Here is a 12222-nt window from a genome sequence, read left to right as displayed (position 1 = left end):
CTAACTCAGGACAAACCGTATTCCATTTGGCTTGAGTTGAGCTAACTTAGGACAAACGGCAACTCCATTTGGCTTGAGTTGAGCGAACTTAGGACAAACCGTATTCCATTTGGCTTGAGTTAACTGAACTAGAGACAAACCGCAAGTCCATTTGGCTTGAGTTGACCGAACTTGAGACAAACGGCAACTCCATTTGGCTTGAGTTGACCAAACTTGAGACAAACCGTAATCCATTTGGCTTGAGTTGTCCGAACTTAGGACAAACCGCAATCTCATTTGGCTTGAGCTGACCGAACTCAGGACAAACCGTATTCCATTTGGCTTGAGTTAACTGAACTAGAGACAAACCGCAAGTCCATTTGACTTGAGTTGACCGAACTTGAGACAAACCACGACTCCATTTGACTTGAGTTGACCGAACTCAGGACAAACCGCAATCTCATTTGGCTTGAGTTGAGCTAACTCAGGACAAACCGCAATCCATTTGGCTTGAGTTGAGCTAACTCAGGACAAACGGTAACTCCATTTGGCTTGAGTTGACCGAACTCAAGACAAACCGCAATCCACTTGGCTTGAGTTGACCAAACTAGAGACAAACCACAACTCCATTTGACTTGAGTTGACCGAACTCAGGACAAACCGCAATCCACTTGGCTTGAGTTGACCGAACTTGAGACAAACCACAACTCCATTTGGCTTGAGTTGACCGAACTTAGGACAAACCGTATTCCATTTGGCTTGAGTTAACTGAACTAGAGACAAACCGCAAGTCCATTTGGCTTGAGTTGAGCTAACTTGAGACAAACCATAATCCATTCGGCTTGAGTTGACCAAACTCAGGACAAACGGCAACTCCATTTGGCTTGAGTTGATCCAACTTAGGACAAACGGCAACTCCATTTGGCTTGAGTTGATCGAACTCAGGACAAACGGTAACTCCATTTGACTTGAGTTGACCGAACTTAGGATAAACCGTAATCCATTTGGCTTGAGTTGTCCGAACTTGAGACAAACCGCAACTTCACTTGGCTCAAGACGACCCACAATCTCATATTTGAATATCATAATACAAGCTGCTCGTCGCACCAATTATCTTATAGCGACTTGTTAGGGCTCTAGAAATTGTTCGTTCACTGATTAACTTACCACAAAACTCATAGATATTACGTCGTGTCAGCATTTCCGGGTGGTCGTAATACAAGTAGCGTAATTGATAAGCGGTTCGCAGTGCTGCTTCGTGCTTATGTTCGGTTGTTAAGCAGCTACGACACTTTATGCTTTTATACTTAGATTGCGTCTCAAAACTTCCACATGCTTTACAAGTAATACCTTTTCGCAATTCAGCAAAAGTTTCAAGAGGCAATGATTTAGGTACAAAAGGCGACGTTGCTTGATGTTTTTTCAAAACTCGAGACACACGCTCGAGCTTTTGATTCGATAGGGGGTAATCATTCCTTTCGCGAAAATTTCGTATAAATCGCTGCAATTGATTACGCATAACAACGTCGAATTCATTACCATTTTCCAATCGCACATCACTATGCTCATTAATAAAAACCATCGCGCCAACTACTTTTATCTCTGTGCTCACTTCGGCACCAATGTGGCGAATCCGATTCAACCGATGATTCATTTTAGCAACTTGATCATCACTCATCAAACGTCCGTTAATATAACATTCTCCATCCTTATACTCAAAAAGACCATGATAATTTTTCACTTCTATAACGAGCCACTCCTGCTCAGATATCACTAACATATCCGCTTCCATGAGCTTGCCGTGATTAAACCAATAATTCGAAACATAGTGCCAATGCTCACTACCGTACTTTTTGAACCACTCCAATTGCTCATTCTCTCCTCGAAAGCCCTGCTCTAAATTATAAAACTCTTTCTCCATCTCTTTACTTAAAAGTGCTTCACGATTTCCACAAATTAATAACTGTTCCAACTTTTTACTCATTTAAAATTTTCACCTCCATATATAGATACGTAAAAAACACTGAATTCCATTTTTATTTTTTTAAAAAAGTTAAATAAAATAAACCACTTAAAAAGCAGCCTTTAAAAATCTAATAATATTGTTAAATATATATTCTAGTTTTAATATAACTCAAATAACTGCATATGTTCAGCGCCCTTTCAAAAAACATTCTTACAAAAAATTATCCACTAAATAAAATAATTTTATAGCAATATCTGAGTCACTAGAGTATTATATAATTATACTAAAAAATTGTAACTTGGATGTTTTTCATGAAAAATGCTAAAGTAATAATCGCATTTTCAGGTAAACTTTAAGTTAAATTAGATGATACTGGCGGCTTAGTGAATGAAGAAATTAAAGACAGAGCCATGGAAAAAATTGCCAACGGTATTAATTTTGTTATATTTATCGTCTGTTAATTTACTTAAAATTTAACTTATTACAATTTAATTATAATTAACAAATTTTAACTAAGGAGGATATAGTATGAGTATGGATTATGAGGCATGCGCGAATTTACTTAAATCAATCAGTCATCCAATCAGACTTTCACTCGTGAAGGTGTTATCTGACTGTGAAGAAATGAGTGTGGGCTCGATTCAAGAGGTCTTAGACTTACCTCAATCGACTGTCTCACAACAATTAATGAAATTAAAACAAGTAAATGCTGTATCAACACGCCGAGAAGGAACGAGAATTTACTACAAATTGATTGACCACCGTATTAAACAAATCATTGAAATACTATAATACTCGTCATTTATAGAATTCCTTTAGCCGTTACATTGTTGTATTATGAACTAAAGTTCACTTATCAACTCAATAACCTATGGAGGCTATTATGACAAAATTTATTATTACCGCTGAAAGCGGATCTGATCTACCTAAAGAGCTAGTCGAACGTTACGGAGTAAGCATCATTCCTATGCACGTGACAATGGGAGATGAGACTCGCCCGGATTGAACTTTCCAGTTGAAGAAGTCTTTGATTTCTATGAAAAGACTGGCACACTGCCTAAGACTGCTGGAAGTACCCCTGCCGACAATGCAAAATGCTTCCGTCAAATTTTTGATGAATATCCTGATGCACATATTATTCATATTGCATATTCTGCAGTAACAACCGTCTCATTTAACGCAGCTAAAATTGCTGCGGAAGACTTTGAAAATATTCATCTCGTTGACAGCAAAAATGTGACGCTTGGCCAAACTGCCATTATCAAAGCAACTGCTGAATATATTGAAAAGCATCAAGACGCAAGTTCTGAAGATGTCATTGCCTTTGTTGAAAATATTCGCGAACGTACGCGTTTTATATTTTTACCAAACACATTGTTATATCTAAAAGCTGGTGGACGCGTATCAAACTTAGCTTTCCATGGTGCTTCACTTTTTAATATTCACCCAACCATTGTCATCGAAGATGGATACTTAGTGTCAGGGAAAAAATACCGCGGTAACTTTGACCGTTGTATTAAAAAAATGATCGCTGATTTCTTTAACATTTATAACATTGATCCAGAAACAGTGATGGTCTGTGGCTCACCGGGTGTGAGTGATGAAAATAAGGAATTAGTTTACAGTCTGTTAAGCCAACACAATGCCAATACAGATCAATGGTTTGACACTGGAGCAGTTATCTCAAGTCATGGTGGACCTGGTGCGATTGGTCTTCTAGGAATTGAAAGAGAATAATTACGAAAACAAAACCCACTCAGCCGAGTGGGTTTTATTAGTCTAACTCAGAAAAATCATTTTCAACAAGTTCATTTAATTCATCAATATAAAATTCATCGACAACAATCTCATCACCTTCAACTAAAACTACTTGATCTTCAAAAGCATCATATAAAAATTGATTCACGGCTTGAATAAAGGCATTGAGTAACATCCCATTTTCTCGACATGTTTCTGCCACTTCAGACACACCGAGTGATGTTTCCTTTACAAGTCGTCTCACAAATTCTTTGTAAGTTTGATTTTCATCTACTGGTTGGTCCTTAGTTTCAGTCACTTCAGTCACTTCAGTCACTTCACTCACTTCGACTTCAACTTGCTCTTCTTCTTCAAAATCATCTTCACCTACAAAATCACTAATCATATTCACAACTGAAGATAAGTCTTTTTGTGAATCGGATATTTTTGTTGGATTTAATCGGATAACTTTAGGTTGTTTCTTCGTTGCGACTTCGATTAGTGAAGCATTGTGAGCCATAATTGCTTCAAATACCGCTTTACGGAAGCGACGGCTAAGATTGTCCTCATCGGCCTCAACTTTAATCTGACGCATTTTGTGTTTTTTCCGTATCGTATTTTCTGCTATTTTTAATAAGGATGACATGAAGCGATGATATTTATTCTCAGCAGATGGGTTTAAAGGACGCTTCACAATACGGTAAATAAACCGATTGCGTTTATCACTGCGCGTAGGTCCCTCTTCCCATTTGTCAGAAGTAATAATTTCCCAATAGTTTAAATAGAGGGAAACAATCTCATCTTTATGCTCACCTAGCCAAGGTTTTGTTGTCCTTGGTGTGGTTGATTGCATAATATTTAATTGCACTTGGGTCATGTCGTTTTCCTCACGGTACTTCCCATCCATGTCCCACCACACTTCTTCTGTCCCGTATTCAGTCAATCCAAACAACTGCCGAAATTCAGGACTTGCAGGTGGTAAGTCTTTTAAAAACTGCTCCATGACAGCACTGATGACATTTAAATCCGTTGGTTCAAAGGCTTGTTCAAGTAAATAAGTATCGTAACTTGAATAGGTGTCATAACTAGGTAGGTAATGATAAATAATATGTGTGCGTAAATACTTAAACAAGGCTTGGAACAGGTAATTGTTATCAAAGGCATAGGTCGTTGATCGTCGCATAAATTTCCTTAAGTTTTTTCGTCTCTTTTCAAAGTGGTGTTCTAACGCTTTCATGACTTCTAAATATAAAGAAGTCACAAGTTCTTGAAACTCACTCGAATAGACTAACTCATCATAATAACGGTCGACTTCAACAAATTCCAGCCAATCAATCCCTTTATCAATTGGTTTCGCAAATTGGATTTTCTCCGGGATCTCATCAGTTACATCAATAATATCCTCAAGATTATTACTCTTCCAATTTTTAACGGCGTCATAACGAATGAATTTCATCGAACACCCTCCTTTCAAAATTATTCTATCTCACTAAGATAAGCAAAAACAGTCATCAAGTCCAGTTGATTTTCAATCACATAATCAATCATTAAAGACCGTGGGACTAGCTGTTGGTATTTTAAATGATTTGTTTCACCTAAGAGTAAGGAATCTTCACGGTTAAAGAATTCATAAAATTGCTGATAAGTCACAAGTGTATCGCGAATTTCCTGCATTGTCCGGTCCAAATCTTTCCCCATTAACGTGGGCGCATGTAGGTCGTTTATTCGAACGCGCTGGCCGGTAAACAATTCAATCATGTAAGCTAGCGTCCGGTTTGCTTTCGACCCTAGAAAAGTAACTAACCACGGGTCTCCTTGATCCGTTAATTGATAATAAAAACCATCTCGGTAGACGATCTTATCTGCAAGATGGTTTAACGTTGAACGGATTTCACCGCTGTAACGAGATTGGTCGTCCCGGTAAAGTATCTCTCGCATTCTTTGTCTCACGATATTGGACACATCTTGTCGATCCCGTGATTCAAAGTAAGCTTCCCCGACTTTCGCAGGCATGACATGAACTTGTTTCTGTTCAAATTCAATGCCCAAAATTCGCCAGACTTTCCCACTTAATAAAATATTGTCCCCAGGTCTTAAGCCTGGTTCTAAGGCAATCGTTCCAATATGTTGCAACTGGTGATAGACTCTTAGTTCAGGTTCTGTAAAGAATTGCGTATAAAACTCAGCCATTCGAAGTAGAGGCTGCGCTTCATACCCAGAAATCAATTCAAAGTTATCGAGCAACTCTAAATATTCTTTGGACAGCATACTGTCAATTAATTCATTGATTTCCTCTTCCGTAATCTTTTCCCAAACTTTCCCCCGTCTTAATTCGGTTAATAAATTAGGTCGCGTTAGCCCATTATGTTCAATGACTAGAGAAATAATTTGATGTGCTAAGACGTCATAAGGTTTATTCACGGCAGGTGTGTTATCCAGTTGTCCTTCCTCTAATAATTCAATTGTCGCTAAGCCTTGAAGTAAACTCCAAGGTTCATTGGCTATAAAGCGCAGTTTATTCACACCTGTTCGCCGTCCACTTCGCCCAATTCGTTGAGAAAGGGTGGACACATTGGGTGGCGCCCCATATTGAACCACACTATCAACGGAACCAATATCAATTCCCAATTCTAAAGTAGATGTACAAGTGATTGTAAATTTACGTCCGCGACTTTCTTTTGCGAATTCTTCAGCGAATAATCGCGTTTGCTTAGGTAAAGAGGCATGATGAACAAAATACGAACTAAAATTCTGCATATCCGTCTCTGCTCTTTGATTTAAATTAGACCCGATCTTCTCAACTTTATTACGACTATTTGGGAAAACTAACATCGACTCCTTCAAAGAAGCTTGATAAATCACATCCATCTCTTGTTTGAAAGAATGCATATCCCCTTTTGCTTTCGGAAAATAAAACACTTGGTGCTCCCTTTCATTCGCACCTCTATCAACAATGATACTCGTCTCGCGTTGATTTTGAAAAAAGCTCTTCAAATTAATGTAGTCATCTTGATTAAGTGTGGCAGAAAGACCTATACAACGTGGTTCTCTTTGTGTATAAGTTGCTAAACGATTTAATAAGGATTGCAATTGTATGCCTCGGTTCTCACCTAAAAAGCTATGGATTTCATCAATAATAATCCAATCTGTTTCAGCGAATAATGTCCGAGCCTCATGTGGTCGTCCAACGAGCATTGCTTCAATGGACTCCGGCGTAATTAACACGATACCATTCGGTTTCTTCAGTAATTTCTTCTTCTTGGACGAATTGGCTTCGCCATGCCAACTCGTAACGGTAATACCCATCTCACTACACAAAGACATCAAGCGCTTGAATTGGTCGTTAATTAGGGCTATGAGAGGTGAGATATACACTATTCGAACGCCCGTATCCCAATCTTCAATACTATTCATCGCAGGTAAGAAGGCCGCTTCAGTCTTTCCTGAAGCCGTCGGCGCAGCAATCACAAAGTTATTTGGACTTTCTTGGGCAAAGGTTATGGCTTTTTTCTGAATAGGTCGCAATTCTTGCCAACCACTTTGATAAATATACTCTCTTAGTGAGCGGTTCAAACGTGAGAAAGCATCCATATTAAATTACCTCGATGATATCGTCATGATCGTCTTCATCTTTTTCTACTGGTGCGCTTAACTCACCAAATTTACTCTCAAGCGCCTCTGAAGCTTTCACTCCTGGGTTTTGACGCGTGATCGCGAGTATTTCCATAAAATCTTTGATGACAGCCCGCGGTGTTAAAAATTCTGCAGCACCTGGTCGGTTTAATTGGGCTTCCATATAGCGAATAATTTCTGCTTCAGGAAAATCTATTTCTATACCGTAATTCACTTGATACACATTGAGTAAGTTTGCTAATAACGTATAAATTTCCTCATTCGTTAGAGGTTTCAAAGCTAAAGCTGTTCGGTCTGTATTGATATATTCAGAATCTAAACTTTCTTCTAATCCGAGTCTTCCTTGAAGAGCTCCGTAACTCGCCATTCCACGGCGTTGGTCGTAAACTGTCTTACGAGTCGCTCCGAAGTTTACAAATAATCCCCGTGCCACATCTGATTTACACTCATTATATATATTTAACACGCGCTCGTAATTGCGTTCTCTAGAAATTCCATTCGCTAATTTATATAAATTAACCGCTTCATCAAAATTCACAACAAAACCACTGTAGCCGATATCTAAGAATAACTCAGCCATTGTTTTCAGAGCGTCATACCAATTATCATCTTTAATAATTTGGTTAATCCCAAGCTCTTTTTTACTTTCAGTGACTGTGCGAATATCTCCTCGTAACCAGCGTATTGCTTGAACCGTTAGCTGGCGTTGATTGTTAATTAAGCCGTGATAGTATTTGATTAAAGCTTGGCCTAATTCATAAGATAAGCCGACAGATTTGAAAGAGGTAGTAATATCCAGAATGGTATTTTCAACATCAGCCGCATACTTCGGATCCATCATATCAGCTTGACTAATGCCTTTATCTGCCCCAACCTTTTGAAAAACAGTCATCAGCCACTCTTCGATAATTGTGTTTAAAACATTACCTGATTGCGCTGTTTTAGTAACTAAATTATTCATAATTTCTTTATATAAGGCAACGGCACTACCATCACTCGCATATAATCGACGGTTCGGTGTTAAATCAACCGTTGAACTCACAAAGTTTTTTTGTTGAGCTAAATTTTGAATGGTTTGTAGCATGAAACTTTTCCCGCTACCAAAATCTCCAACCCAAATTCGCAAATCACTATTTCCTTCTGAAACAGATTCTAAGATACGAATAACTTCTTCCACTTCGTTGCGTCGGCCCACTAATAGATGTTCGATCCCTCTTGTTGGAACGACACCTGCCTCCAAAGCTTTAATAATATTATCTGCGTCTTTACGTCTAACTTTCACCGCCATTAAATACACTCCCTTTTAAAAACTATACGCCCCGATTATAGCATAACACAAGGTTTAAACCAAACGTTTGTTCTGTTTTTGCAGGCGGATTTTTTGCGGATGAAACTGGAGACAAACCAATGGTTCATTTGGCTTGAGTTGGAGCAACTTAGGACAAACCGATCGTCCATTTGGCTTGAGTTGGAGCAACTTAGGACAAACCGTATCTCCATTTGGCTTGAGTTGGAGCAACTCAGGACAAACCGTATCTCCATTTGGCTTGAGTTGCACATTTTTGCCATTTTAATTAAAAATAAATGAGTTTTCAACAAATTTCCTATCTATTTTATAATATTATGTAGTATACTATGGTTAACTAGTACCATTATTAAATTTTATCAGCTATTAAATAGTAAGGGGTTAGTATAATGAAGAAAATTGCCCGTACCTTTGCTACTATTGCATTTATCTTAAGTGTTCTATATCTCATTTACCTGTATATAACGGTTGACCAGTCGGCGTCTGCGACTCAACCCAATCTATCAGATCAACTCACTGCGCACATTGTTTCAGTTGGACTGGCATTTTTAATGAATGGTGTGGGCTTAGTCTTCACTTCGAGGAACTTTGTCTTAGCTGGCGCGTTTTTCTATGTTGTGGCCATCTTACAACTGCCGGGAAACCTCTTCTTTGTGGCTGTGCAGGCACTCTTATCCGTTGCTGCCTTCATTGTCGGGAAGCCGGAAAGAGACCAGTTTATATAGAACGGAATCCTTCATGTCTTACGTGATAAAAAGTAGAAATCCAATCTTTAATCAGGTTCACTTGCCATATTTATTAAATTCCCCTATAATTAAGATTAAAAAATTATAATAAAGAGAGGGATTTAATGACTTTAACTGTAAACTTACCTAACTTTACCATCGGAGAAAACGCCTATGACGAAATCGCCACTTACTGTGCACCTTTTGGAACGAAAGTTGCAATTATTGGGGGTAAAAAAGCCTTAGAAGCTAGCCAAGAACGTCTTTTAAATGCTCTATCCAAAACAGAATTAGAGGCCATAGACACGATTTGGTACGGTAAAAATGCAAACTTATCAAATATCGACCGTTTATCTGAAATTGAATCAGTCAAAGAGGCGGATATGTTGTTTGCAGTCGGCGGTGGTCGCGCCATTGATGCGGTAAAATCAGTGGCACATAGACTAGACAAACCTGTTTTCTCATTCCCAACGATTGCCTCTACTTGTGCACCAACCACCGCAGTGTGTGTCTTATATGAAGACAGTGGCGAGATGCACGGGTTAGAAATGCTTGCGCAGCCACCTATACATTCATTCGCAGATAGTACGGTCATTGCTGAAGCACCAACTGAGTACTTATGGGCAGGGATTGGTGACGCAATTACAAAAGAAATCGAGGCGACATTTTCAGCAAGAGATCGTGAGTTATCTTTTGAGAATGACCTAGGCGTTAAAATTGTCCAAGGCTGTAATGAACGGTTGCTTGCGAACGGAAAAGCAGCGATGGATGCGGCGAATGAGCACAAAGCGAGTCCTGCGATCGACAAAGTTCTACAAGAAATTATCGGTACAACGGCCTTAACATCAGTGTTAGTGGATAACGACTACAATTCAAACTTAGCTCACGCGCTGTATTACGGAGCGACAGCAACTAAATCTGGAGAAACGCACTTGCATGGCGAATGGACGTGTTATGGAGCGTTAGTCCTACTTACAATGGACAAACAATATGAAACACGCGATAAATTATTTGAATTCATGAAGAGCATTCATCTATCTACAAACTTAGAGCAGTTAGAACTGACATCTGAGGTAGACTTCAATAAGATGATAGATAAGTGTATGACCATGGCTGATATCAAGGTTTCACCGTATGAGATCACACGTGAAATGGTCGTCAGCGCAATACAAGAAGTTGAAGAATTGAATAAATTGTAAACAAACAGGCAGGTAACTTTTGAATCGGTTACTTGCCTGTTTATTTGGTTCTGACCTGAAGGCCAGTCCGGAAGGGTTATTTCAGGCCCTAGATGGTAAAATAATCCGAATGGATCGTCTACTTTTAGAAGATTCTTTGGATAGATATCGCTTTTGTACTCAGAAAATCGATCGACTCACTCAGGATATCGAAGTCTACATCTTAGATTACTTCCCTACCAAGTATGAACCCCTCTTGGAAGTTCTAGGGATAAAAGAAACAGGAGCCGCAACAATTTTAGGTGAGATTGGTCCTAACGTCGATGCTTTTTCATCAGTGGAAAACTTAGCTTCTTGGGCAGGTTTATCTTTAAGTTCGTATAAAAGTGCTGGGATAAAGAAATCCTCTCGCACGACAAGGGGCAATAATTATCTAAAGACAGTGTTAGTAAGAAGTGGTGGTGTTACCGGTCGGTCCAAGGAACCAGCTTTTAATCAGTTATATTATCGATTATCCAATAAAGGATCTAAGATGAAAGCGGTGATCGCCTGTGCCCATAAACTATTAAGAATTGTCTATAAGCTATTAAAGGAACGAATCCATTACAATGTTGAAAAAGCACTAGGTCAGCTGCAACAGAGGCTAGTACACAAATAAAAAGCCCCGTTGTTTTTTAACAACGAGACTTCCGACAATCTTATTTAGTTATTTATTAATGATTCCCCTGCAACATGCCCTTCAATGGCATTAACTTCTCTTTTATCCGACTTTTGTACTTATTCATAATCTTACGACTTATTCCCAATTCATCCGCAATATCTTGACCCGTATATCCTCCCTGAATCAAGTAAGCAAATATTTCTCGTTCTTTAACTGTGAGCACTTCATTCGCTTGTTCAATAAACACTTGAATTTCAGGGCTCAAACCAAATACAAAGTCACTATGCAATAATTCACTTAATTCAGAGACATCTGATCCGACGAAATCTGTGCTCTCTGCTGACTTTCGAATTAAATCCAAAGTATAACGATATAAACCTTGTTTCGCAAAGCCTAAGAAGCGAACAAGATCCTCTTTAAATGGATCCCCATCAAACTTATCTGCAAGGGCTAATAATTTCAAACGCAACTCCTGGAGATAATCATCATAATCAGCATGGATGCGTCGCATATTTACTCGACTTAAAGTCTTAAAAAGCAATGGCTCAAATTGTGACAATAATTTCTCATGTTCTTTCCGCGAATCCATTTATAAACCTCCTAATAAATGACAAAAGAAACCAACGACATTTATAATTATATACTCGATATGATAAAAATAACATATCAATTGGTTTATATTAACTGCCAATGAATTCACAAAATTATCTATAGTGACGGCTGCCCTTGATCAAAGTCTCCTAAAGAATCTTTATCGATGGTTAATTGGTACTCATGAGGAAAGAAGATCTGAACAAACTCATCGAAAGAGAGTTCCAACGCCCCAAAAAGTGCTCTTAACACTTCGAACTTAGGTTTTGTATGCCCTAACAGGATGTTCGAAATCGTCGAAGGCGACACTCCTATTTCATTTGCTAATTGCTGGTTGGTATAACCACAAATATAGATTTTCTGTCGTAACCTCTTACGATCAATTTCATTCATTTTATGTTCCTCTTTTCTAGATATTTAATATAAGATTAATAATATTAATCTAA

Annotated in this window: 13 protein-coding genes; 6 read left to right on the top strand and 7 right to left on the bottom strand. The window is 38.5% G+C overall.

Annotated features, from left to right (window positions below; translation table 11 throughout):
• Positions 1 to 88: 88 nt before the first annotated feature.
• Entirely contained in the window at positions 89 to 388 is a 300-nt protein-coding gene (locus tag HW423_RS05405) for a hypothetical protein (protein WP_218930920.1), read from the bottom strand.
• A gap of 660 nt (positions 389 to 1048) precedes the next feature.
• Positions 1049 to 1963, bottom strand: coding sequence for a nuclease-related domain-containing protein (locus HW423_RS05400; RefSeq protein ID WP_218930919.1), 915 nt, complete (start codon positions 1961 to 1963; stop codon positions 1049 to 1051).
• 510 nt (positions 1964 to 2473) lie between these two features.
• On the opposite strand from HW423_RS05400, the gene HW423_RS05395 reads away from it, so the two are divergent.
• The 3 genes from HW423_RS05395 (at position 2474) to HW423_RS05390 (ending at position 3682) form a co-directional block, all read left to right on the top strand.
• A complete protein-coding gene (locus tag HW423_RS05395) occupies positions 2474 to 2737 on the top strand; it encodes an ArsR/SmtB family transcription factor (protein ID WP_218930918.1) in 264 nt (87 codons plus the stop codon).
• A 91-nt stretch (positions 2738 to 2828) separates the two neighbouring features.
• Positions 2829 to 2951 carry a DegV family protein gene (locus tag HW423_RS11310; RefSeq protein ID WP_268951468.1) on the top strand — a complete coding sequence of 41 codons (123 nt, stop codon included), beginning with the start codon at positions 2829 to 2831 and terminating at the stop codon, positions 2949 to 2951.
• Positions 2948 to 3682 (top strand): DegV family protein, encoded by a 735-nt coding sequence (locus HW423_RS05390; protein WP_268951467.1) that lies wholly within the window; start codon positions 2948 to 2950, stop codon positions 3680 to 3682. Before HW423_RS11310 ends, HW423_RS05390 begins: the two co-directional genes overlap by 4 nt.
• A 37-nt stretch (positions 3683 to 3719) precedes the next feature.
• Here HW423_RS05390 and HW423_RS05385 read toward each other — a convergent pair whose 3' ends face one another.
• Genes HW423_RS05385 through HW423_RS05375 form a run of 3 tightly spaced genes read right to left on the bottom strand, consistent with a single transcriptional unit; the run spans position 3720 to position 8603 of the window.
• Positions 3720 to 5138, bottom strand: a complete 1419-nt coding sequence (locus tag HW423_RS05385; RefSeq protein ID WP_218930917.1) for a tellurite resistance TerB C-terminal domain-containing protein — start codon at positions 5136 to 5138, stop codon at positions 3720 to 3722.
• 20 nt (positions 5139 to 5158) lie between these two features.
• The gene (locus HW423_RS05380; RefSeq protein WP_218930916.1) at positions 5159 to 7273 is read right to left on the bottom strand and encodes a DEAD/DEAH box helicase; all 2115 of its coding nucleotides are present in this window, start codon (positions 7271 to 7273) and stop codon (positions 5159 to 5161) included.
• Position 7274: 1 nt separating this feature from the next.
• The gene (locus HW423_RS05375) at positions 7275 to 8603 is read right to left on the bottom strand and encodes an ATP-binding protein (RefSeq protein WP_218930915.1); all 1329 of its coding nucleotides are present in this window, start codon (positions 8601 to 8603) and stop codon (positions 7275 to 7277) included.
• 407 nt (positions 8604 to 9010) lie between these two features.
• Between HW423_RS05375 and HW423_RS05370 the strand changes: the two genes are divergently transcribed.
• The 3 genes from HW423_RS05370 to HW423_RS05360 all read left to right on the top strand — a co-directional run bounded on the left by HW423_RS05370 (position 9011) and on the right by HW423_RS05360 (position 11182).
• Entirely contained in the window at positions 9011 to 9346 is a 336-nt protein-coding gene (locus HW423_RS05370) for a hypothetical protein (protein WP_218930914.1), read from the top strand.
• Between the two features lie 125 nt (positions 9347 to 9471).
• Entirely contained in the window at positions 9472 to 10545 is a 1074-nt protein-coding gene (locus tag HW423_RS05365; protein WP_218930913.1) for an iron-containing alcohol dehydrogenase family protein, read from the top strand.
• A gap of 109 nt (positions 10546 to 10654) precedes the next feature.
• Positions 10655 to 11182 carry a transposase gene (locus HW423_RS05360; protein ID WP_218930912.1) on the top strand — a complete coding sequence of 176 codons (528 nt, stop codon included), beginning with the start codon at positions 10655 to 10657 and terminating at the stop codon, positions 11180 to 11182.
• A 55-nt stretch (positions 11183 to 11237) separates the two neighbouring features.
• On the opposite strand, the gene HW423_RS05355 is transcribed toward HW423_RS05360, so the two are convergent.
• Positions 11238 to 11774, bottom strand: coding sequence for a sigma-70 family RNA polymerase sigma factor (locus HW423_RS05355; protein WP_218930911.1), 537 nt, complete (start codon positions 11772 to 11774; stop codon positions 11238 to 11240).
• A gap of 119 nt (positions 11775 to 11893) precedes the next feature.
• Positions 11894 to 12169, bottom strand: coding sequence for a helix-turn-helix transcriptional regulator (locus HW423_RS05350; RefSeq protein WP_218930910.1), 276 nt, complete (start codon positions 12167 to 12169; stop codon positions 11894 to 11896).
• Between the last annotated feature and the right edge of the window lie 53 nt (positions 12170 to 12222).

The sequence above is a fragment of the Ruoffia halotolerans genome, assembly GCF_014049385.1.
GTDB lineage: Bacteria > Bacillota > Bacilli > Lactobacillales > Aerococcaceae > Ruoffia > Ruoffia halotolerans.
The sequence above is the reverse complement of the archived record's forward strand: the minus strand, read 5'-3'. Positions and strand labels throughout refer to the sequence as shown.

Bases quoted from the DNA above. Each gene is read 5' to 3' on its own strand.
- HW423_RS05375 (WP_218930915.1), bottom strand. From the start codon at position 8,603: ATGGCGGTGAAAGTTAGACGTAAAGACGCAGATAATATTATTAAAGCT.
- HW423_RS05360 (WP_218930912.1), top strand. From the start codon at position 10,655: ATGGATCGTCTACTTTTAGAAGATTCTTTGGATAGATATCGCTTTTGT.
- HW423_RS05380 (WP_218930916.1), bottom strand. From the start codon at position 7,273: ATGGATGCTTTCTCACGTTTGAACCGCTCACTAAGAGAGTATATTTAT.
- HW423_RS05395 (WP_218930918.1), top strand. From the start codon at position 2,474: ATGAGTATGGATTATGAGGCATGCGCGAATTTACTTAAATCAATCAGT.
- HW423_RS05370 (WP_218930914.1), top strand. From the start codon at position 9,011: ATGAAGAAAATTGCCCGTACCTTTGCTACTATTGCATTTATCTTAAGT.
- HW423_RS05365 (WP_218930913.1), top strand. From the start codon at position 9,472: ATGACTTTAACTGTAAACTTACCTAACTTTACCATCGGAGAAAACGCC.
- HW423_RS05355 (WP_218930911.1), bottom strand. From the start codon at position 11,774: ATGGATTCGCGGAAAGAACATGAGAAATTATTGTCACAATTTGAGCCA.
- HW423_RS05350 (WP_218930910.1), bottom strand. From the start codon at position 12,169: ATGAATGAAATTGATCGTAAGAGGTTACGACAGAAAATCTATATTTGT.
- HW423_RS05400 (WP_218930919.1), bottom strand. From the start codon at position 1,963: ATGAGTAAAAAGTTGGAACAGTTATTAATTTGTGGAAATCGTGAAGCA.
- HW423_RS11310 (WP_268951468.1), top strand. From the start codon at position 2,829: ATGACAAAATTTATTATTACCGCTGAAAGCGGATCTGATCTACCTAAA.
- HW423_RS05385 (WP_218930917.1), bottom strand. From the start codon at position 5,138: ATGAAATTCATTCGTTATGACGCCGTTAAAAATTGGAAGAGTAATAAT.